The sequence below is a fragment of the Massilia sp. 05N420 genome, from assembly GCF_056397205.1.
Genome location: NZ_JBFTMX010000019.1, coordinates 15,576 through 37,640 on the forward strand (window position 1 = coordinate 15,576; position 22,065 = coordinate 37,640).

At 65.9% G+C, this 22,065-nt stretch carries 14 protein-coding genes; 6 read left to right on the top strand and 8 right to left on the bottom strand.

Annotation, left to right across the window (positions count from 1 at the left end):
* Window positions 1-3: 3 nt before the first annotated feature.
* Window positions 4-1,083, top strand: coding sequence for a hypothetical protein (locus tag AC1DIX_RS14895; RefSeq protein WP_477325328.1), 1,080 nt, complete (start codon window positions 4-6; stop codon window positions 1,081-1,083).
* A gap of 330 nt (window positions 1,084-1,413) precedes the next feature.
* On the opposite strand, the gene AC1DIX_RS14900 is transcribed toward AC1DIX_RS14895, so the two are convergent.
* The 4 genes from AC1DIX_RS14900 to AC1DIX_RS14915 all read right to left on the bottom strand — a co-directional run bounded on the left by AC1DIX_RS14900 (window position 1,414) and on the right by AC1DIX_RS14915 (window position 7,972).
* Window positions 1,414-3,474, bottom strand: a complete 2,061-nt coding sequence (locus AC1DIX_RS14900; protein WP_477325402.1) for a tetratricopeptide repeat-containing diguanylate cyclase — start codon at window positions 3,472-3,474, stop codon at window positions 1,414-1,416.
* A 158-nt stretch (window positions 3,475-3,632) separates the two neighbouring features.
* Window positions 3,633-5,417, bottom strand: coding sequence for an ABC transporter ATP-binding protein (locus AC1DIX_RS14905; protein WP_477325330.1), 1,785 nt, complete (start codon window positions 5,415-5,417; stop codon window positions 3,633-3,635).
* The gene (locus tag AC1DIX_RS14910) at window positions 5,407-7,158 is read right to left on the bottom strand and encodes an ABC transporter ATP-binding protein (protein WP_477325332.1); all 1,752 of its coding nucleotides are present in this window, start codon (window positions 7,156-7,158) and stop codon (window positions 5,407-5,409) included. The genes AC1DIX_RS14905 and AC1DIX_RS14910 overlap by 11 nt, the downstream gene beginning before the upstream one ends.
* 73 nt (window positions 7,159-7,231) lie before the next feature.
* Window positions 7,232-7,972 (bottom strand): phasin family protein, encoded by a 741-nt coding sequence (locus AC1DIX_RS14915; protein ID WP_477325334.1) that lies wholly within the window; start codon window positions 7,970-7,972, stop codon window positions 7,232-7,234.
* A gap of 176 nt (window positions 7,973-8,148) precedes the next feature.
* Here AC1DIX_RS14915 and AC1DIX_RS14920 point away from each other — a divergent pair, with 176 nt between their 5' ends.
* The 3 genes from AC1DIX_RS14920 (at window position 8,149) to AC1DIX_RS14930 (ending at window position 10,687) form a co-directional block, all read left to right on the top strand.
* On the top strand, window positions 8,149-9,429 hold the full coding sequence (locus tag AC1DIX_RS14920) for an amidohydrolase family protein (protein WP_477325336.1): 1,281 nt from the start codon (window positions 8,149-8,151) through the stop codon (window positions 9,427-9,429).
* A gap of 201 nt (window positions 9,430-9,630) precedes the next feature.
* The gene (locus AC1DIX_RS14925; protein ID WP_442123604.1) at window positions 9,631-10,161 is read left to right on the top strand and encodes a GNAT family N-acetyltransferase; all 531 of its coding nucleotides are present in this window, start codon (window positions 9,631-9,633) and stop codon (window positions 10,159-10,161) included.
* A 4-nt stretch (window positions 10,162-10,165) separates the two neighbouring features.
* On the top strand, window positions 10,166-10,687 hold the full coding sequence (locus AC1DIX_RS14930; protein WP_442123603.1) for a GNAT family N-acetyltransferase: 522 nt from the start codon (window positions 10,166-10,168) through the stop codon (window positions 10,685-10,687).
* 155 nt (window positions 10,688-10,842) lie between these two features.
* Here the strand turns inward: AC1DIX_RS14930 and AC1DIX_RS14935 are convergent, their stop codons facing one another.
* Genes AC1DIX_RS14935 through AC1DIX_RS14945 form a run of 3 tightly spaced genes read right to left on the bottom strand, consistent with a single transcriptional unit; the run spans window position 10,843 to window position 16,776 of the window.
* Window positions 10,843-11,940, bottom strand: coding sequence for an alpha/beta hydrolase (locus AC1DIX_RS14935; protein WP_477325338.1), 1,098 nt, complete (start codon window positions 11,938-11,940; stop codon window positions 10,843-10,845).
* Window positions 11,941-11,951: 11 nt separating this feature from the next.
* A complete protein-coding gene (locus AC1DIX_RS14940; protein ID WP_477325340.1) occupies window positions 11,952-14,882 on the bottom strand; it encodes an MGH1-like glycoside hydrolase domain-containing protein in 2,931 nt (976 codons plus the stop codon).
* A 19-nt stretch (window positions 14,883-14,901) separates the two neighbouring features.
* A complete protein-coding gene (locus tag AC1DIX_RS14945; protein ID WP_477325342.1) occupies window positions 14,902-16,776 on the bottom strand; it encodes a glycoside hydrolase family 13 protein in 1,875 nt (624 codons plus the stop codon).
* A 524-nt stretch (window positions 16,777-17,300) separates the two neighbouring features.
* Between AC1DIX_RS14945 and AC1DIX_RS14950 the strand changes: the two genes are divergently transcribed.
* Together AC1DIX_RS14950 and AC1DIX_RS14955 are read left to right on the top strand one after the other, a co-directional pair.
* Window positions 17,301-20,078, top strand: coding sequence for a TonB-dependent receptor (locus tag AC1DIX_RS14950; RefSeq protein WP_477325344.1), 2,778 nt, complete (start codon window positions 17,301-17,303; stop codon window positions 20,076-20,078).
* Window positions 20,079-20,168: 90 nt separating this feature from the next.
* Entirely contained in the window at window positions 20,169-21,695 is a 1,527-nt protein-coding gene (locus tag AC1DIX_RS14955) for a tryptophan halogenase family protein (RefSeq protein ID WP_442123598.1), read from the top strand.
* Here the strand turns inward: AC1DIX_RS14955 and AC1DIX_RS14960 are convergent.
* Window positions 21,655-22,065 (bottom strand): (R)-mandelonitrile lyase, encoded by a 411-nt coding sequence (locus tag AC1DIX_RS14960; RefSeq protein ID WP_442123597.1) that lies wholly within the window; start codon window positions 22,063-22,065, stop codon window positions 21,655-21,657. The genes AC1DIX_RS14955 and AC1DIX_RS14960 overlap by 41 nt on opposite strands.

Sequence of the window (22,065 nt, forward strand, 5' to 3'; positions counted from 1 at the left end):
GCCGTGCAAGACGAAGCGATCTACCGCTGTATCAACGAGACCTGCGGCCGGCCGGCGCCGCGGCCCGTGAACTACTGTCCCTGGTGCGGGACGGCGCAGGCGCACGCCGGTACGCGCACACCGTCGGCCGCGACCGGCTCCGCCGCCGCGGTCGCTGCGGCCGCAGGGGCGAGCGCGGCGGCATCGCTGTCCGGCTGGTCGGATGCGCCGCCGCCCGCCATCGCGCCGGAGATCAAGCCCGAAGCAAAGCCCGAAGCAAAGCCCGAGCTCAAGCCGCCCGTGCCGCCCACCCCGAGCGCGACCGCCTTCGGCCACAGCGCCAAGGGCGCTTCCACACCGCCGCCTCCGCCAACGCCACCGCCAGCGCCGCCGCGCCAGGAAGTCCCACGCCCGCCATTGGCCGCGCACCCGCCCCGGCGCAAGCCGATCCGGCTGCGCTGGTGGGTGCTGGCGCTGGTCGTGCTGTGGGGCGTGTGGCTGATGGCCAAGCCGTCGACCAAGAAGATCGACCGCCGCATCGACGCCGCGATCGCCCTGGCGCGCGAGTGCAAGGGCAGCGATGCCCAGGCCGAGCTGATCGCCCTGCGCAAGACCCGCGCCACGCCGGAACAGCTGCAGCGCCTGCAGCAGGCGCTGAACGACGAAGCGGCCATTTGTACGAAGCGGCGCCAGCGCGCCAGGGCATGGAGCGAGACCAGCGCCGCGGTCGAATCGGCGCTGGCGGCGGCCGGCTGGGACAAGGCACTCGCTCGCCTGCAGGCGTTCACGAAGCGCTGGGGCGAGGACGAGGACACGCGCGCGATGAAGGAAGGCATCGAGGCCGCACGCCGCGACGCCGCCCACCCGCTGGCCGTGCCGCGCAGTGCCGCCGGTTCTTCGGGCGGCGGGGCGACCGGCGCCGGTGGCGGCGACAAAGCCCAGTCCGCGTACAATCTGATCCAGAGCGCGCAACGCGACATGGCGAACGGCAATTACGGTGCCGCGGCCGACAAGATGACGCTATGCCTGACCATGGTCGATGCCGGCAACCGCGAGTGCCGGGCACTGAAGACCCAGGCCGAGCAGCAGGCAAAGTTCCCGTAACCGGAAAGGAGGAGCAGCATGAATCGCATATCGACTACAGCCATTTTGCTCGCGGCCTTGCTGGCCGGCTGCAATCAATCGACGTCCGGCGACGGCATCGGCCCGGCCCAGAAGGCCGGCAAGGCGGTCGACGATGCCGGCGYCAAGGTGCAGAGCGCGGTCCAGGACCAGGTGGTCAAGGCCGATGCCGCCGCCGAGAGGGCGCGCGACAAGGCGAAGGAAGCGGCTGCGGAAGCGAGCCGCAACCTGGATCATGTGACGGCGAAAGTCGGAGAGAAGGTCGAGAAGGCGGGCGAGAAGATGCAGGAAGCGGCGCGCTGAACGCTCGGCTYAGGAAACCGCCCGCAGCTCCGGCCAGTTGCCCTGCACCACAGACAGCTCGACGCTGCCGGCGCGCCACGCAGCCTCGATGTCCTGCTCGATCTGCTCCATGCTCATGCCGGTTTCGTGGGCGAAGCCCTGCACGCCGTAGGCGCGGTTGCGGCCGTGGCCCTTGGCCAGGTAGAGCGCCATGTCGACCAGGTTGACGGCGCGTTCCCAGGACATCGACTTGCCGCCCGGCGCAAGCGGGAAGGGCGCGAAGCCGATCGAGACGTTCACCGACAGCTGGATGCCCTGGTAGTCGATGGTGCGGGCCGGGATGCCGCTCAGCAGGCGGCGCGCCACATCGTCCAGGCTGCCGCGTGGTACCGCCGGCAGGAAGGCCAGGAATTCCTCGCCGCCCCAGCGCACGATCATGTCGGTCTCGCGCAGGATCTCGCGCAGGGCGTCGGAAATCTCGCGCAGCACCGCATCGCCGGCGCCGTGGCCGTAGGTGTCGTTGATGTGCTTGAAGTGGTCGACGTCCATCAGGTAGATCGCGCTGACCATCTCGTCGTTCGCGGAGGACGGGGTAATCTCCTGCTGGCCGCGCATGAATTCCTGGAAGTGGCGGCGGTTGTACAGGGCGGTCAGCGGATCGCGTGCGCTCTGCTGCTTGAGTTCCAGATTCTTTTCTTCGAGCTGGGCGTTGGCCTGGCGTACCTTGCGGTAGAAGAAGTAGACGATCACCGAGGACAGCGCGAATACCAGCGCCAGCAGCCACCACACGCGCTGCTGCAGGCGGCGGTTGTCGATCTCGGTGGTCTTGACCTGGTTTTCCTGGCGCAGCAGCTCGATCTGGCGCTTGGCCTTGTCGGCCTCGTACTTTTCCTGCAGCTCCATCACCGCCTTCTGGCGCCGCTTTTCGAACAGCTCGTTCGACAGGGTGCGCTCGCGATGGTAGGCATTCAGGGCGCCGGGCAGGTCGCCGGCGCGCTCCAGCGCGTCGCCGTATTCGGCCAGCACGGATTGCAGCTGCGGCTTGTCGCCCGACTTCTCGTACCAGGCCATGCCTTCTTCGATGCTCTGCTTGCCTTCGGCCAGGCGGCCGAGGGCCAGGTAGGCCTGGCCGATGTTCACGCGCGCCGTCGCCATCGAGCTTTCTTTATTGATCAGGCGCGCCTGTTCCAGCGCCTGCTGGCCGTAGGAGAGGACATTACGATAATCCTTCTCCTTCAGGTAGAAGTCGGAGAGATTGACCAGCGCGGTCGCGACCATCGGGCCGGCGCCGATCTTGCGCTCCAGTTCCACCGCCTCCAGCAGGGCCTTCAGTCCGCGCCGGGTCTGGCCGGAGTCCATCGACAGCGCGTACTCGGTAATCTTGAGCGTCGCCRGGCGCCCCGGGGAGTCGATGCTCTCCGCGGCGCGGTAGGCCTCCTTTAGCGCGTCGAAGCCTTTTTCGTATTCGCGCATCTGGTCGTACAGATTGGCCAGCGAGTTGTAGGCGATCACCATCAGCATCGGCTGGCCGCTCTCGCGTGAGAGGTTGGCCGCAGCCTGCAGCCTGGTCAGCGCCATCGGGRAGTTGCCGTCCTCGCCGAAGGACTCGCCGGAAGAGATGGTGACGCGCACCCGCAGGTCCATGTCGCGGCTGCCGGCAGCCAGCTTTTCCGCCTGCCAGATCAACTGGTGGGACAGGGCCAGTTCGTTCATCGAGAACTGCACATAGCCCTTGGCCAGCAGGCCGCGCGCGGTGATCGTGTTGTCGGCATGCTGCTGGCCGAGCTGGATCAGCTCGTCGCACAGCCTGTCGGCGACGTCGTTCTGGCCCAGGCTGTTGTGCGTCTTGCAGGCAAGGTCGAGGAAGGCGGCTTTCTCGGCCAGCGGCGCGGCGCGGCTTTCCCGCTCCAGTTTCATCAGCTGCGGCAGGGCGCGCTGCGGAACGAAGCGGCCCACGTCCTGGAGCGCGGCAAGGCGCTGGGCCAGCGGCGCGGGAGCGTCAGCGAAGGCCAGGCTGGATGCCAGGAATAGCGCCGCCAGCAGCCCGAGGCTGCGCCGGTGATGCGATCCGCGATGGTGGCCTGCCAGCATGGTTCCTCAGGGGAGTGACGATCGTCCCGTGCGGGACACAGCCGGTCATTGTACGCCGCTTGCTACAAAGAAATACATATTTTCCCGGGTATATGCGAAAAAGCTACATATGTATTCCTTGGGCTCATGGGCTGTATAGACAGGCGCTATCCCCCTGCTCAAACCGCCAGCTGCTGCAGCAGGTAGAGGCGCTGGTACAGGCCGCCTTCGATGCGCATCAGCTCCTCATGCTTGCCGGCTTCGCTGATGCGGCCGTGGTTCAGCACGATGATGCGGTCGGCGTCGCGGATGGTCGACAGGCGGTGCGCGATGGCGATCACGGTCACCTTGCCGCGCAGCCCGACCACGGCCTGCTGCACGATCTGCTCGGTCTGGCTGTCGATGCGCGAGGTCGCTTCGTCCAGCAGCAGGATGCGCGGCTTTCCGGCCAGGGCGCGCGCGATCGCGATCAGCTGCTTCTGGCCGGACGACAGGCGCGAGCCGCCTTCGCCCAGCGGCGTGTCGTAGCCTTGTTCGAGCGCCACGATGAAGTCGTGGGCATGGGCGGCGCGCGCCGCGGTCTCGATCGCCTCATCGGAGAGTCCGCGCCCCATGTCGATGTTCTCGCGCGCCGACGCCGCCAGCAGGAAGGGATCCTGCGGCACCAGCCCGACCTCGCTGCGGAAGCGTTCGTTGTCGATGGCGGCCAGCGGCTCGCCATGGATCTCGATGCTGCCGTTCCGTACCGGGTAGTAGCGCAGCAGCAGCGACAGCAGGGTCGACTTGCCGCTGCCGGTATGGCCGACGATGCCGAAGAAGGCGCCCTGCGGGATCTCGAGCGACAGGTGGTGCAGCACGGTCTGGCCTTCGACGTAGGCGAAGCTCAGGTTGCGCACCTGTACCGCCGGCGCATGCGGATCGATGTTCGCCGGACCATCGGCCGGACGGCCGCCGCTGCCCGTACGCCTGCCGTGTTCGGGTGCGTTCGTCTCGTCCAGCAGGGCCGCCACGCGCGCGGTCGCCACCACCGCCTGCTGCAGGCCGCTGAACTGCATCGTGATCTGGATGAGCGGCTCGACCACCCGCGCGATATAGCTGATGAAGGCGTACAGCACCCCGACCTCGACCGCGCCCATGCTCTGGCGGCCGAAGCTGAAGATCACCACCGCCAGCAGGATCACGTTGAGGAAGTCGAGGGCGGGGCGCAGCAGGAAGGCATTGGCGCGCAGCTCGGCCACGCGCGCCGTGTAGTGCTGGTCGTTGGTGGCGGCGAAGCGCTCGCCGAAGCGGTGCTGGGCATTGTTCGCCTGCAGCACGCTCATGCCGCCGATCGATTCCGCCATCTGGGCGTTGATGTCGCTGCGCAGGGCGCGGGCGCGGGTGACGGCCGGCGCGGAAAGGCGCTGGTACAGCCAGATGATGCCCAGCACGGCCGGCAGCAGGGCCAGCACGATCAGCATCAGGTGCCAGTCGAGCCAGGCCATCGCGATCGAGGTCCCGACCAGCACGATGCTACTGTCGAGGATCACGAACAGCACCTGGATATACAGGGTCTTCACCGCCTCGGTGTCGTTGGTCACGCGGCTCACCAGCTGGCCGGTGATGGCGCGGTCGAAGAAGGCCATCGGCAGGCGCAGCACGTGGCCGTACACCCATTCGCGCAGGCGCTGCACCGAGCGCATCGCCAGGCCGGACAGGCGCACCAGCTGCAGGAAGCGGATCCAGGACGCGGCCCAGCCGGTGACCAGCACGCCGCCCAGCAGCAGTGCCATGCGGGTCCAGTCGAGATGATGGGGCAGCAGGTGTTCGTCGATCAGCTTCTTGCCCAGCAGGGGGCCGAGCACTTCGAGGCCGGCGGCCAGGATCAGCCAGCCGGTGGCCCAGACCAGGTGGGCGCGGTCCGGATGCGCGGCGCGGCGCAGCAGGCCGGCCGCCTGCTTCGCCTGGGTATTTTTATTGAACATCGAGGCTCGCCTCCAGTTGTTGATAGCGCCACTGGCTGGCGTACCAGCCGTCTTCGGCGAGCAAGGCCTCGTGGGTGCCGGATTCGACGATGCGGCCATCCTTCAGCACGATGATGAGATCGGCCTTCACCACGGCCGACAGGCGGTGGCTGGCGATCACCGCCGACAGTTCCGGGCGATTCGCGCGCAGTTCGTCGAGGTGTTCGAGGATACGGGTCTCGGTGCCGGTGTCCACCGCCGACAGGGCATCGTCGAGCAGCAGCAACGGGCTTTGCGCCAGCAGCGAGCGCGCGATCGCCACGCGCTGGCGCTGGCCGCCGGACAGGGTGATGCCTTTTTCGCCGACCGGGGTGTCGTAGCCGTCCGGGAAGCGCAGGATGTCGTCGTGGATGTCGGCCATCTTCGCCGCCTGCTCGATCTCGGCGCGCGAGGCGCTCGGACGTGCCAGTGCGATGTTCTCGGCGATGGAGGCCGAGAACAGGAAGGATTCCTGCGGCACCCAGCTGATCCCGGAACGCAGGGTGGCAAGCAGGTATTCGTCCAGCGCGTAGCCGCCCCAGGTGACCGTGCCGTGCTGGGGCTCGGCCTGGCGCAGCAGCACCCGCAGCAGGGTCGACTTGCCGGCACCGGTGGGGCCGACCAGGCCCAGGGTCTGCCCCGGCGCCAGGCTGACCGATACCTGCTTCAGCGCCGGCTTCTCTTGTCCTGTGTAGGCAAAGCTCACATTGCGCAGCACCAGCGGCCCGCGCGCCAGCACGTCGACGGTGCCGTGGTCGTCGACCGTGAGCGGCGCATCCAGCAGCGGCTGCAGGCGCGCCAGGGCGGCGCGTCCGCGCTCGATCAGCGACAGCACCCAGCCGGCCGCGAACATCGGCCAGATCAGCTGGCCCAGGTACATCGTGAAGCTGGTCAGCGAACCGATGGTGAGCTGGTCGTTCCACACCAGGTAGCCGCCCAGGCCGAGGGTCAGGCCGGTGGCCGCGGTCAGGGTCAGGCCCACCGCCGGCTCGTAGGCCGCTTCCCATTTCTGGGCCGCCAGGCTGGCGTCGGCGGCGCGCGCGGCCAGTTCGCCGAACTGTTTTGCGCTGCGCTGTTCCAGGCCGAGGGCGCGCAGGGTGCGCACGCCGCTCAGGGTTTCCTGCACGTGGTCGTTGAGGGCGGAAAAGCGCTTCAGCGAATCGCTGGACGCGGTGTGGATGTGGCTCGAGATGCGCCAGAAGGCCAGCGCCATCAGCGGGAAGGGCAGCAGGGCGATCAGGGTCAGGCGCCAGTCTACGCCGAGGAACATGATCCCCAACACCATGACCAGGGTGAGGGTGCCGTCGAAGCCGGCCAGCATCGCCTCGCCGGCGGCCTGCTCGATGGCGTCGACGTCGTTGGTGGCGAGCGCCATCAGGTCGCCGGTGCGCTGGCGCTGGTAGAAGGCCGGGCCCTGTGCCGACAGCCGCGCATACAGCCTGGTGCGCAGCTCGACCCCGAGGCGGTAGGCGGCGGAGTACAGGCGCAGCCGCCAGGCCACGCGCAGGACGTAGATCGCCAGCCCGAGGCCGAGCAGCTGCAGTAGCTGGATCGTGAGTTCCTGTCCCTGGATGCGGTGCGCCGCCAGGGCGTCGATGGTGGCGCCGACCTTGCGCGGCACCAGCACCGAGCACAGGGCGACGCCGAACAGCATCACCGCCGACGACGCATACGAACGCCAGTGACGGCGTACGAAGCCGCCGATCAGCCTTGCCAAACCCATTGCGTGTCCCGTTATTCGTTCTTGTTGCGAGGACCGCTACTGTACTATTTTTGGCAGGGGCCTGCCCTGCTGCCTACTTCCTGCGCGAGCTGCGCGGCGGCCTGGCCGGGGCGATGCTTTCCGGCGGCGTCACCGGCGGCAGTTCGACCTTCGCTTGTGCTTCCAGCGGCACGGTGGAGGCGAGCGGATGCTCGGCGCCGGCCGGCATGGGCGAGACCTCGTGCAGTGCCTTGGCCAGCGGCTTCGGCTCGGCCGGCGGGAGGTCGTCGGCGATGGCGGTCTCGATGGCGGCTTCGGCCTGGGCCTGCCGGGCGTCGGCGGGCGCGGCTTTCGGCTGGGCGGCATCGAGCGCGGCTTCGGCATGCGCGGCGCCGATGTCCACGGCCGCGGCGGCGATCTCGCTGGTGATGGTGGCCGCATCGGCGGTGGCGATCGAGGCCTGTTCCATGATCTGCGAGTAGCTGGTCGGGACGTTGGCGGTCGGCGCCGGCGTGGCCAGCAGCGGGATGGTGGCCGGCAGCGCACGTGCGCCGACGGCGAGCCCGAACAGTTCGCGGCCGTAGGAGAACAGGGTATGCCATTGCCCCTGGGCGTCGGCGCCAAGGGCCATCAGGTCGCGCGGTTCGCGCGCTTCGAGCAGGTGCTTCACGGTGCCGGCCGCCTGTTCGATCGATGCGCGCGAGGTGCGCACGTTGAGCGCGGCGATCTGGCCGGCACTGTCGAGCGCACGGGCAGTAAGCTTGCGGAACAAGTCGAGCTGGGCTTCCCATTGAGCCTGGCGGACGGCGGCCAACTGGTCGGAAAATGGAGTCATCTGGATCCCTTTTTATTCAGTTATGACGCACTGCAATAAAGCCTAGTGTAAAGCTGTTCGGTAGTGTTGGAAAGAAGTATTTTGTGTTGTTTTTGCAAGGAAATCTTGCGTCGCAGCATAGTTTCTTAATCCAGATCATTGACAGTACAATCAATTACCTCATCGGGAGACCGTATATGGACTTAGTTATCCGCAACGCCACCCTGGCCGATGGCCGCCATTCCATGGACATCGCCATCGACGGCGAACGCATCGCCGAGGTCGGCCCGCAACTGGCGCTGACAGGCAGGCGCGAGATCGACGCCGGCGGCGACCTGGTGAGCCCGCCCTTCGTCGACGCCCACTTCCACATGGACGCCACCCTCAGCTACGGCCTGCCGCGCGTGAACGAGTCCGGCACCCTGCTCGAAGGGATCGCGCTTTGGGGCGAACTGAAACCGCAACTGCTGCAGGAAGACCTGATCGAACGCGCGATGCGCTACTGCGACTGGGCGGTGGCGCGCGGGCTGCTGGCGATCCGCACCCACGTCGACGTCTGCGACGACCGGCTGCTGGCGGTCGAGGCCCTGCTCGAGGTGAAGCGGCGCGTGGCGCCTTACATCGACCTGCAGCTGGTCGCCTTCCCGCAGGACGGCCTGCTGCGCAGCCCCGGCGCCTTCGACAACCTGAAACGTGCGATCGCCATGGGCGTGGACGTGGTCGGCGGCATCCCGCATTTCGAGCGCACCATGGCGCAGGGCGCGGAATCGGTGCGCCTGCTGTGCGAGTTCGCAGCTAGGCAGGGGCTGATGGTCGACATACACTGCGACGAGACCGACGATCCGCTGTCGCGCCACATCGAGACCCTGGCCTTCGAGACGCAGCGCCTGGGGCTGCAGGGCAGGGTGACCGGCTCCCACCTGACCTCGATGCATTCGATGGACAACTACTATGTCAGCAAGCTGCTGCCCCTGATTGCCGAATCGGGCGTGGCGGCGATCGCGAACCCGCTCATCAACATCACCCTGCAGGGCCGCCACGATACCTATCCGAAGCGGCGCGGCATGACCCGCGTGCCGGAGCTGCTGGCGGCCGGGGTGCCGGTTGCCTTCGGCCACGATTGCGTGATGGACCCCTGGTACGGCCTCGGTTCCGGCGACATGCTGGAGGTGGCCCACATGGGCCTGCACGTGGCCCAGATGACGGGCCAGGCCGCGATGCGCCAATGCTTCCAGGCGGTGACGGAGACGCCTGCGCGCATCCTCGGCCTGCGGGACTATGGTATCGCCCCCGGCTGCCACGCGGACCTGGTGTTGCTCGACGCCGGCAGCCCGGCCGAGGCGATCCGCCTGCGCGCCGCGCGCCGCCTGGTATTGCGCCGCGGACAGATCGTCAGCGAAGCGCCGCCGGCACACGCCAGCCTGCGCCTGCCGGGCCGGCCAGGCGTTGTAAATTTCCGTTTGACACGCAAGGAGTAAGAATGTTAGTCAACCATGTCTATACAAGGTAAACACAGGAGAATATCGGTAAACACGGCGAACAAACATCCTAGAAATTCGGAAAAAGTTGCTTACTGTAATTCAGTTTCTTTGTGTAAATGCGGTTACATTTTTCCCTAGCCGTGCGGACAATTCCCGGTTTAGAATCTTGCGCTTTCGTTACATTCGAGCAGGCCTGCAGTGAGAGACATCCAGATTCGACCAGCACGCGACGCCGACTTCAGTGCCATGTGGACCATCTTTCAGGCGCATGTCGCCACCGGTGAGACATTCGCCCATGGTCCCGCCACCAGCCGTGAAGACAGTCACGACTACTGGTTCGCGCCCAGTGCGACGACCTTCGTGGCGGTGAAGGGCGGCGAGCGCATACTCGGGATGTACAAGCTGCAGCCCAACCATCTCGGACGCGGCGACCACGTGGCCAACGCCTCCTATATGGTCAGCCCGAACGCCCAGGGGGTGGGTATCGGCCGCATGTTGGGCGAGCACAGCATCGAGGAGGCGCGCCGCCAGCGCTACCTGGCGATGCAGTTCAATTACGTGGTCAGCACCAATTCGCCGGCCATCAACCTGTGGAAGCGGCTCGGCTTCTCGATCGTCGGCACCCTGCCCAAGGCTTACCGGCACCGCCGGCTGGGGTATGTCGACGCCTATGTGATGTACAAATTGCTGGAAGACCCGGCCCGCTGGGACCATCCGGAGGAAGACTGAACGCATGGAGATCGCCCGGACCGCGCGCCTGCGGCTGCGCACCGCAAACCTCGACGACACCGCCTTCTATTACACGCTGGTCAACGACCCGGCCTTCATCGAGCACATCGGCGACCGCGGCATCCGCAGCCTCGACGATGCGCGCCAGGCCCTGCTGGCCGGGCCGATCGCGATGCAGGAGACGCGCGGCCACTCGCTGTACATGGTCGAATTGAACGAAGAAGGGAGCCCGGACGGGCACGTCGCCATCGGCATGTGCGGCCTGATCAAGCGCGACACCCTGGACGAGATCGACATAGGCTACGCCTACCTGCCCGACTGGCGCGGCCAGGGCTATGCCTTCGAAGCGGCGCGCGCCGTGCTGGACTACGCGCCGACCATCGGCATCCGGCGCCTGCTGGCGATTACCTCACCGAACAACCTGGCGTCGAACGGCTTGCTGCGCAAGCTGGGGATGAATTTCGTGCACTTTACACATCTGGTGCCGGACGATGCGGGGAGTAATTTGTACAGCCTGGAACTATAACGTCGTTCCCGCGCTTAAACCCGTCGTCCCCGCGAAGGCGGGGATCCAAGTTTATGTGAGTACGTGCAAAGTTAAACGCTGGTGGTACGCGACGAACTTGGGTCCCCGCCTCCGCGGGGACGACGTTTACCTGGCGCGGGAACGACGTTGTAAGGTTACTGCTTCGTGCTCCCCCAAGGGAAGAACCACGTAATCGGCTTCTCCACCCGCGCCGCCCAGGAAGCCTCGTTGTGCTTCCCGCCTTCGGCCTTGAAGAACATCAGGTCCTCGCTCTCCTTGTAGCCCTTGGCCCGCATGGCCTCGACCATCCTGGTCGTGTCGTCGAGGCCGTCGTCCCGGGTGCCGGCGTCGAGGTAGAACTTGACCGGCACGCGCGCCGGCAGCTTGGTGATGAGGGCGCCGTTGTTCCACCAGAAGGAGCTGGAGACGCCGCCCGCCTTCGAGAAGATGTCCGGATAGCGCTGCGCGATCGCGACCGAGGCGATCCCGCCCAGCGAGGAGCCCATGATCGCGGTATTCGCCTTGCCCGGCAGCGTGCGGTAGCTCCGGTCGATGTAGGGCTTGACGGTGTCGACGATGAAGGCGGCGTAGGCATCCAGCTTGCCGCCGCCGTATTTCGGGTCGCAGCAGGGCGTGTATTCGGGGATGCGGTCCGGCGTGTTGTCGATGCCGACCACGATCACCTCGTCCACCGTGCCCATCGCCACCAGGCGGTTCATGGTTTCGTCGACGCCCCATTCGACGCCGAAGGAGGCGGTCTTGGCGTCGAACAGGTTCTGGCCGTCGTGCATGTACAGCACCGGGTAGCGCTTGGCCGGGTTCTCCGCATAGCTGGGCGGCAGGTAGACGCGCAGCGAGCGGCTGTTCTTCAGCTGGGGCGAGGCGAAGTCCTTCACGATCGTCACCTTGCCGAAGGGCGCGCCAAAGAAGGGATAGATGTCGACGGTGGCGCCGGCCGGCAGCTTGTAGGCGCCGCCGATCGAGACCTTGTCCGTGCCCAGCGTCGGCTTCATCTGCACCTCGCCCAGCTCGTCCGGCCAGGTATAGGTCCAGACGTTCAGCGGGCCCTCGGGCCGCTGGGCCGGCACGCTCTTCGACCAGCTCATCGCTCCCTTGTCGCCGATGATGTGGATCTCTTCCTTGCCGGCCGGGTAGTGCACCCGCACCGTGGTGGCGCCGGCCTGGGAGGCCGCCAGCGCCAGCAGCGCGGCCATTGCCGCCGCTGCCATCGTCTTCATGCTGATTCGTTTCATGGCTTTCCTGTTCAGCGCACGCGCAGCAGGCGCACGCCATAGATGTCGAAGCGGTTGGATGGGCCATCGAGGCCGCCGGCCGCGCTGAAGCTGCTGTTGCTCTGCAGGTAGCTCATATTGTAGAAGTCGCTCATCTCGACGCGGTAGGCGCCGTTCCCTTTCAGCTTCACCGCCAGCGGCGTCGAATACACCGTCGGCGTATGCGCCTTCTCGATGCGCGCGTGCGGCAGCTGCACCACGCCCTGCGCGACGATGGCGCCCGACTCATCCTTGACCGTCAGCCATTTTACGCCACCGCTGATGCCCAGGTTCACCTGGTTGGCGCCGTTGTGATAACGGACCTGCACGGCGTAGTCGCCGGCCGCCGGCACCTTGATGTCCCTGACGCTGAAGCGGTCCTGCGGCTTGCCCCAGCCGGCCAGGCGGGCTTCGTCGAAGCGGGCGTTCGGTGCAGCCAGCGCCACGTCCGCGCTCACGCGCTTGTCCGTGGCCGGGATCTCGACGCCGGCATCCATGCAGCGCGGCCGGCTGTGGTGGCTGCGGTTGCCCGAGCCCGTGAATTCCGCCTCGACGGCATAGCAGGCGGTGGCGGAGGCCTTGCCGTCGACCCAGGCGCCGGCCGGCAGCTTCGAGGCCACCAGCTTGCCGTCGCGGTAGACGTTGTAGCGCACATTGCCGGTGTCCTTTGCCTGGATGGTCAGCGCGGCATGGCCGGCGCCGTCGCGCTTCAGGTCGGCGATGACCGGCTCGTGCGGGCCGAACACGGCCGGCGTCTCCACATAGGGATCGGCGTTTACGCGCCGGATCGCCTGCTCGCCGGCCTCCAGTTTGCCGAGCACGATCTCGATCCGGTTGTCCGCAGCCAGCGCGCCCCACGGGATGCTGCTGCCGGCCGGCTTGCCGTTCAGGAGGATGCGCTCGACGGTATATACGCCGTTCGCGCCGTTCGTGCCCGCCGCGGCGCGCGCGGGCAGGCGCAGGGTCACATCCAGCACATGGCCCTGCAGGCGCAGGTTGTTCAGCGAAGCCGCATCGCCGGCGGCGAACACCTTGGCGCCCAGCCTGGCCGTCACGAAGGGCTGCAGGGCGATGCCCTCATTGGTGGTCGAGACCCCGAACACGTTGCGCACCACCATGCCCAGGTAGGCGCCGACGGACCACAGCTGGCGCCGCGAGTTGATCACCGGTCCGATCAGGTTGGTATGGGCTTCGTCCAGCAGCAGCGGCTGGCCGGACAGCCACTCGAGGTTCTCCATGTTCGACATGTTCAGGGCCGCGCCGCGCATCAGCGAGTCGTAGGCGGCGTCGGCGACGGCCACGTTGCGGCCCGCTGCCGCGGCGCGCAGGCCATACGCCGTCACGAAGGGCCACATGGCGCGGTTGTGGTAGACCGGCATGTCGAGCTGCTGCGGCCAGATCACCGGCGCGCCCATCGGGCCGTGCGGATAGCTGGCCAGGATGCGGCGTGCGCGCTTGTCGTCGGCGATGCCGGTGAGGATGGCGAGCGACTGCCCCAGCCAGTCGAACTTGTGCATCGGCGCGCCGTCGAAATGGGCGGCGGTGAGGCTGCTGTACATGCCGGCGTCGTCCAGCCACAGGCGGGCGTTGACGGCGCGCTTCAGGTCTCTGGCCCAGCCTTCGTAGCGTGCCGCACGCGTCGGATCTCCCTGTTCGCGCGCCAGCCTGGCGGCCAAGCTCAGGGCCTTGTAGTGGCCGGCATTGGTCGACAGCGCCTTCGAACTCGCCATCGAGGCCAGGTCTTGCGGGATCCACGCAGCGTAGCTCTGGTCGCGCCAGTCGAGGAAGGATTCCTCGCCCGTGTACAAGCCGGTGGACTTGTCGAAGGCGGCGATGCGGTCGTTGGCTATCGTGTTCGACAGGGCCTTCAAGGCGGTGGCGGCGAAGGCCTTGCGCTCGGCGGGCGGCAGCGACTTCAGCACTTCCTCGGCGGCGAAGGCCCAGGTGATGCGGTCGGTGCTGACCGGCCAGCTGCCGCCGCTGCCGGTGTCCTGCACGATCTGCAGGCCGTCCGGCGTGCCGGCGATATGCGGCGCCTTCGGCACGCCGTCGCGCCAGCCGGACAGCTTGAAGAGCAGGGAATTGCGCACCCGCTGCGGGTCGAGCATGGCCAGGCCGAGGTCGGCCGCATAGGACAGGTCGCGGGTCCAGACGTAGTGCCACTTTTCTCCGGTCTCGAAGCAGTCGCAGGGAATCGCGTTGTTGCCGTTGTAGTTACCGTCGCGGATCTCCTGCACGGAATCCTGGCGCATCTCGTGGGCGGCCAGGGCGAACAGGGCATCGAAGGCCAGGTTCCCGCTGCGCACGCGGGGAAGCAGCGGGTCTTCCTGATATGTCAGGTATTGCGGTCCGGGATCGCGCAGCTGCATGGTGGTCGAGTGCGCGTAGCTGCGCAGCGGCGCCTGCGGATCCTTCACCGAGAAGCGCGCCGTTTCCTGTTTGCCGTCCCAGGTCGGGAAGCTGAGCGATGCGCTCGCGCCGGCGCCGGCGTGGGGATCGGCGGCCGGTCCGCTGGACGGCGTCTCGACGCGGCTGACGCTCAGCACCGGCCTGGCGGGATCGGAGGCGTCGACGCGGAAGCGGAAGGTCGCGGTCTGCCTGGTGAATAGATAGTCTTCGGGGCCGGCCTCGGTGGCGAGCGGATAGGCCTTGTCCGGCGCCACCGCCACGCTGGCCGACGGATTCGCGACCCACTCGGCGTTCCAGTCCTTGCTGCCGATCTTGAAGGCGTGGTTGCCSGGGCTGACCAGGATGTCGGTTTCGTAGATGCCCTTGCCCTGGTAGGCGAGCCGGTTGTCGGTGCCCCAGCCGTTGAAGGCGCCGCGGACGTAGATGTCGTAGCGCAGCGGCGGCGCTTCGGCGGCGATGGCGGGAAGGGTTTGCGCGGCGAAGGCCGCGGCGATGGCAAGAATGGTCGGCTTCATGGGTAGGGCGGGCACTACGTCAGAGTTCCAGGATGAGGGTCGATTTGGCCGGCAACCTGATCTCGTCCTTCAGGGAATAGGTCTTCCCGCTCAGGACATCGCGCCCGGACGCCACGCCCGACAGCATCTCGTGGAAGCGCCCCGCATCCAGCACGGTCTCCTTGTCGTTCGCATTGAAGGCCACCATCACCTTCTTGCTGCCGTCGTAGCGGAAGTAGACATAGGTATTGTTCTCCGGCCCATAGTGCATCAGCTTGCCGTGATGGATGACGGGGCTGTTCTTGCGCCAGTTGACCAGCTTCTTCACGAAGTCCTGGGCCTCGCGCTGGCGCGGCGTGAGGCCGGCGCCGGTGAAGGCGTTGACCTTGTCGCCGGCCCAGCCGCCGGGGAAATCGCGGCGGTAGCTGTTGTCGTCGCGTTCCTTGGTCGCGCTGGTCATCAGGATCTCGTCGCCGGTATAGAAGTGCGGGATGCGCGGCATCGTCATCACGAAGGCGATGTCCATCTTGTAGCGGTCGTAGTCTTCGCCGACGACGCTGTAGATGCGGGCCATGTCGTGGTTGGCTTCGAACAGTACCAGGCGGCTCGGGTCCGGATACAGGTGGTCGAGCGAGAGGGTTTCATATACGTCGCTGAAGATGTTCTTGCCATCCTTATCCGCCAGCGCCGTGCGCATCGCCTCCGTCAGCGGGAAGTCCATCATGCTGGGCATGTGGCTGACGTAGCCGTCGAAGTTCACCTTGCCGCGCTGCCAGTGCGAGACCACGGCCGGCAGCTTGCTCCATTCCTCGCCCACCATGTTCAGCTGCGGGTACTCGGCCATCAGGCGCTTCGTGTACTCGGTCAGGAAGGCGCCGTCGGAATAGCCGAAGGTGTCGATCCGCAGGCCGGAGAGGCCGGCGTATTCGATCCACCAGATATTGTTCTGGATGAGGTAATTGGCCACCAGCGGATTGGTCTGGTTCATGTCGGGCATGCCGGGGCTGAACCAGCCGGTGGTGAAGTTGCTGGCGTCTTCCTTCGAGGCGTAGGGATCCTGCACGGCGGTGCGGTGGTGCTGGGTCGCGACGAACTTGCCGGCATGGTTGATCCAGTCCGGCGTCGGCAGGTCCTTCATCCACCAGTGGTTCTTGCCGATGTGGGACAGCACCACGTCCTGGATCAGGCCGATGCCGTGCTTCTTCGCTTCCCTCGACAGGCGCAGGTAATCCTCGTTGCTGCCGTAGCGCGGGTCGATCTTGTAGTGGTCGGTGGCGGCGTAGCCGTGGTAGGAGGCGGCCGGCATGTCGTTCTCCACCAGCGGCGTCGGCCACAGCTGGGTGAAGCCCATGCCGGCGATGTAGTCGAGGTGGTCGATGATGCCCTGGATGTCGCCGCCGTGGCGGCCGTGGCCCAGCTTGCGGTCCAGTTTGTCGGCCATGCCGGCCACGCTGTCGTTGGAGGGATCGCCGTTGGCGAAGCGGTCCGGCATGATCTGGTAGATCGCATCCTTGGTATTGAAGCCCTTGCGCTGGGCGGAGCCGTTCTCGCGCGCCAGCAGGCGGTAGTCATACGAGGTGCTGCGCGCCGCCGCGTCGCCCTTGCCGCGCAAGTCGATGCGCAGGCTGCCCGGCACGGCTTTGCTATCGATGACCAGGTCGATGAACAGGTAGTTGCGGTTGGTGACCCGCGTCACCTGGGCGATGCGCACGCCCGCATAGTCGAGCGCCGGCTCGAGGTCGGCGATGGCCGGACCGTGGATCATCAACTGCAGGCGCTGGTCGTGCATGCCGGTCCACCAGAAGGGCGGGTCGAGGTGGTCGATGGCGGGCGCCTGGGCCCGCGCGGCGCCGCTGGCGAGGAAGGCGGTACCGAGGAGGAAGCTGACGAGGGTGCGGCGGATGGTGGCGGGCATGAAAGGTCTCCGTAAGTAGCGCAACTACATCGGCTGGCGGACGCAAGCGTCCTGGAAAGTGTGCCGGCATTGCATTATTGCCCAGAGAATACACCAGCAAAGATGTGTCTTCAACGACAGTAATTATTTGAACCTCTAGTTTTGCTACGCCATTTCTAAGGCATACATACGTGTCGCCGGGCACCTGCCTTGACATAGGCTGAAAATCTACTACGGAAATTTGCACCAAATTGGTGCGAAATCAAACATTCTTGGTGCAAAGTAATGTGTTTGTAGTACGACTACATCGTCTGTATGCGTGCTTTGTAGCTCGAATACAACGATATATGGCCTCACTCTAAGAAAAGCGCGTAAAAAATCGACATTCGCGTAGTCGAAGGCAAGTTCCGTTGACAGTGCATCTAGTTTTAGTACAGAATCGTTAGCAGAACGTCTAAGAACGTTTGCTTCTGGCTCCCGTAGTGATGGCTCTCCGGCTAGTGTTTTCGGGAAAAAACATAGATTTGAACGATTTGAGGGGACAAATGAACCTTATCAATAAGCGCGCGGCGCGCACTGTGCCGGGCAGCATTGCATTCAAGCTCAGCCCGGTTGCAGCAGGCTGCGCCGTCTTCATGGCCCTGAGCGGCCATGCCGCGCTCGCGCAGGACACCAGCAGCCAGGACGCTGCCGCTACCGGCGCCACCAATTCCGGCATCTCGACCGTGACCGTGACGGGTATCCGCCGCGGCATCGAGGCTGCCATCTCCGTCAAGAAGAACAACGACTCGATCGTCGAAGCGATTTCGGCCGAAGACATCGGCAAGCTGCCGGACCAGTCGATCGCCGAGTCGATCGCCCGCCTGCCTGGCGTGACCGCCCAGCGCGACGCCCACGGCAACGCATCCGTCATCTCGATCCGCGGCATGTCCCCGGACTTCTCGACCGGCCTGCTGAACGGCCGCGAGCAAGTCTCGACCGGCGACTCGCGCGGCGTCGAGTTCGACCAGTACCCGTCCGAGCTGCTGTCGGGCGTGGTGATCTACAAGACCCCGGACGGCGCCCTCGTCGGCCAGGGCCTGTCGGGCACCGTCGACCTGCAGACCGTGCGCCCGCTGGACTTCAACAAGCGCGTCATGGCGGTCAACTACCGCCGCGACAAGACCGGCCTGGGCATGGATAACGAAAAGGGCCACGGCAACCGCTTCACCTTCTCGTACATCGACCAGTTCATGAACCGCCAGATCGGCGTGGCCTTCGGCTTCGCTCGCCTGCAGGGCAAGAGCGGCGATACCACCCGCTTCGAAGGCTGGGGCAACGGCACCACCACCTACAACGGCCAGACCGTCAACGTCCCGTACAACGGCTTCAACTCCTGGACCGACAAGTACGAGCAGGACCGCAACGGCTTCATGGGCGTCGTGCAGTACCGTCCGAGCAAGGACTTCACCAGCACCGTCGACCTGTTCTACACCAAGTACAACAAGGACACCCGCACCCACGGCATCCAGATGCCGCTGTTCGACAATCCGGGCAATCCGCTGTACGACCGCCCGGGCCAGCTGGTCAACGCGACCCTGTCGGGCAACAACGTCACCGCCGGCACCGTCAACAACGTGCGCGCCGTCATCCGCAACGACGCCGTGGCATGGAGCGACACCAGCAAGTCGATCGGCTGGAACAACAAGCTGCGCCTGAACCAGGACTGGACCGCGAGCCTGGACCTGTCGTTCAACTCGGCCGAGCGTACCGGCACCAACATCGAAACCTATGGCAGCTCGCTCGCGACCAACCTGGCCAGCGTCCAGTTCACCGCCGGCAGCCACACCTTCGTGCCGAACCTGAACTACGCCGACACCAATGTCGTCAAGCTGACCGACCCGCAGGGCTGGGGCGGCTCCGACATCCAGGCCGGCTACGTCAAGTTCCCGCATAACTACGACAAGATCAACGCGATCCGCCTGGACGCTACGCGCGACCTGCCGGACGGTATGTTCTTCAGCAAGCTGACCACCGGCGTCAACGTGTCGAGCCGTTCGAAGACCCGCGAGTACACCGAGAACCTGCTGTCCGTGAAGGGCGGCGCCGGCAATCCCTACGCCAGCATCCCGTTCCCGTCGGGCAGCGGCTCGGCCCTGGCCGGCGACAGCGGCATCAGCGTGCCGACCTTCGACCCGGTCGCCAACATCGGCAACCTGTATGACCTGAAGCGCAAGGATCACCCGGACATCTGGAACAAGGACTGGATCGTCAACGAGAAAGTCGCGACCGCCTTCGCCAAGCTAGGCATCGATTCGCAAATCGGCGCGATCCCGCTGCGTGGCGCCCTCGGCCTGCAGATGATCCACACCAAGCAGGATTCGACCGCGTACTCGGTCGACAAGAACGGCGGCACCAGCGATGCCAATCGTCCGACCGCACCGGTTTCCGACGGCACCAGCTACAACGACTTCCTGCCGAGCCTGAACCTGATCGGCGACCTGGGCAACCAGCAAAGCCTGCGCTTCGGCCTGGCCAAGATCATGGCCCGTCCGACCCTGAACGACATGCGCGCCAGCGGCAGCTTCGGCCTCGACGCGACCCGCGGCATCTACAGCGGCAGCGGCGGCAATCCGAAGCTGGATCCGTTCCGCGCCAAGGGTGTCGACCTGTCGTACGAGAAGTACTGGGACAGCAAGGCCTACGTCAGCGCCGCGGTGTTCTACAAGAAGCTCGATACCTATGTCGTGAACGTTGCCCGCACCGTGGACTTCACGCCCTTCCTGCTGCCGAGCACCGTCAAGGCGCCGACCAATATCGGCCTGTTCACCTCGCCGGTGAACGGCAACGGCGGCAACCTGAAGGGTATCGAACTGGCCGCATCGCTGCCGCTGAACACCCTGACCCGTTACCTGGACGGTTTCGGCGTGGTGGCCAACGCTTCGCAGAACGCCAGCGCCGTCAACCTGCCGGACATCGCCCAGGGCGGTTCGGGCACGATGGGCCTGCCGGGCCTGTCCAAGCGCGTCGCCAGCCTGACCCTGTACTACGAGAAGAACGGCTTCTCGGCACGTGCGGCTGAGCGCTACCGCTCGGACTTCATCGGCGAAGTCTCCAACAACACCGGCGACCGCGAACTGAGCTACATCCAGGGCGAGAAGGTGCTGGACCTGCAGTTCGGCTACGAGTTCCAGAGTGGTCCGATGAAGGGTCTGTCCCTGCTGCTGGAGATGAACAACCTCAACGACGCGCACTACATCCGCTATCGCAAGACCAAGGATAACGTCATCGAGGACACCCGCTTCGGCCGTACCGTGCTGTTCGGTCTGAACTACAAGCTGTAATCCTGTGTTGGCGTGAGCCGATAGGTCGTATATAAAGCCTCTTGCCCGGCGTCGCCGCGCAAGAGGCTTTTTCCATATGCTGGCAGAACAATGAAAACCGAGACCCCCCTGAAGAACATCGTCATCGTCGGCGGCGGCACCGCCGGCTGGATGACGGCCGCCTCGCTGTCGCATCTCCTGCGCGGCAAGTACGCGATCCGCCTGATCGAATCGGACGAGATCTCCACCGTCGGCGTCGGCGAATCGACGATCCCGATGATCCGCCTGTTCAATACCACCCTCGGTATCAACGAGGATGAATTCATGCGCGAGACGAAGGCCACCTTCAAGCTCGGCATCGAGTTCGCCGACTGGGGCAGGGCGGGCGAGCGCTACATGCACGGCTTCGGCGTCCTCGGCCAGCCCTTGTGGACACTCGAATTCTTCCAGTACTGGCTGCGCGCCTGGCAGGCCGGCAAGGCGCCCGACCTCGAGCATTACTCGCTCAACCGCATGGCGGCCAGGGCCGGCAAGTTCATGCGGCCGCAGCCCGAGATGCCGAATTCGCCGCTGGCCGACATTCCCTACGCCTTCCACCTGGATGCGGGCTTGTACGCGCGCTACCTGCGCAAGTTTGCCGAGAGCCGCGGCGTGGTACGGTCCGAGGGCAAGGTGGTCGAGGTGCGCCAGCACGACAATGGCTTCATCGAATCGGTGGTGATGGAGAACGGCCTGGCGATCGGCGGCGACCTGTTCATCGACTGCTCGGGCTTCCGCGGCCTGCTGATCGAACAGACCCTGAAGACCGGCTTCGAGGACTGGAGCCACTGGCTGCCCTGCGACCGCGCCTGGGCCGTGCCCTGCGAGTCGAACGGGAAGCTGCAGCCCTATACGCGCGCCACCGCGCGCCCGGCCGGCTGGCAATGGCGCATCGGCCTGCAGCACCGCACCGGCAACGGCCACGTGTACGCGAGCCGCTTCATGAGCGACGACGAAGCCGCTTCCATCCTGATGAAGAACCTGGACGGCAAGGCCCTGGCCGAGCCGCGGATGCTGCGCTTCACGGCCGGCAAGCGCAAGCAGGTGTGGAACAAGAACGTGGTTGCGGTGGGCCTTTCGTCCGGCTTCCTGGAGCCGCTGGAATCCACGTCCATTCACCTGATCCAGTCGACCGTCTCGCGCCTGCTGAACTTCTTCCCGGACACCGGCTTCGACCAGGCCGACATCGACGAATTCAACCGCCAGTGCGAATTCGAGGTCGAGCGCATCCGCGACTTCATCATCCTGCACTACCACGCGACCGAACGCGGCGACACGCCGTTCTGGGACCATTGCCGTACCATGGACATCCCGGACACCCTGCGCCGCAAGCTGGAGCTGTACAAGTCGAACGGCCGCGTGATCCGCGAGAACAACGAGCTGTTCACGGAAGTCGGCTGGCAGCAGGTATTCCACGGCCAGGGCGTGCGCCCGCGCGGCCACCATCCGCTGGCCGGCCTGCTGGACGAGAAGGACCTGCTCGGCTTCCTCGGGAATATCGAGCAGGTGATCGGCAAGTGCGTCGACGTGATGCCGACGCACGACGATTTCATCGCCGCTATCGTTGCGGCGGCCCCGCCAGATACTGCTCGTCGCTGACCTTCTCCAGCCACACCACGTTCACGCCGTCCAGCGCCTCCTGGATGGCGATGTGCGTCATCGAGGTAGTCGTCGATGCGCCATGCCAGTGCTTGTGGCCGGGCGGACACCAGACCACGTCGCCGGCGCGGATCTCGACGATGTCCTCTCCCTCGCACTGGGTCCAGCCGCAGCCGGCGGTCACCACCAGGGTCTGGCCCAGCGGATGCGTGTGCCAGGCCGAGCGCGCGCCCGGTTCGAAGGTGACGCTGGCGCAGGACACCCGCGAGGGTTCGGGCGCGCTGTTGAGCGGGTCGATGCGGACGGTGCCGGTGAAGTACTGTTCCGGGCCCTTCATCGAGGGCTGGGAACCGACGCGTTTGAGATGCAT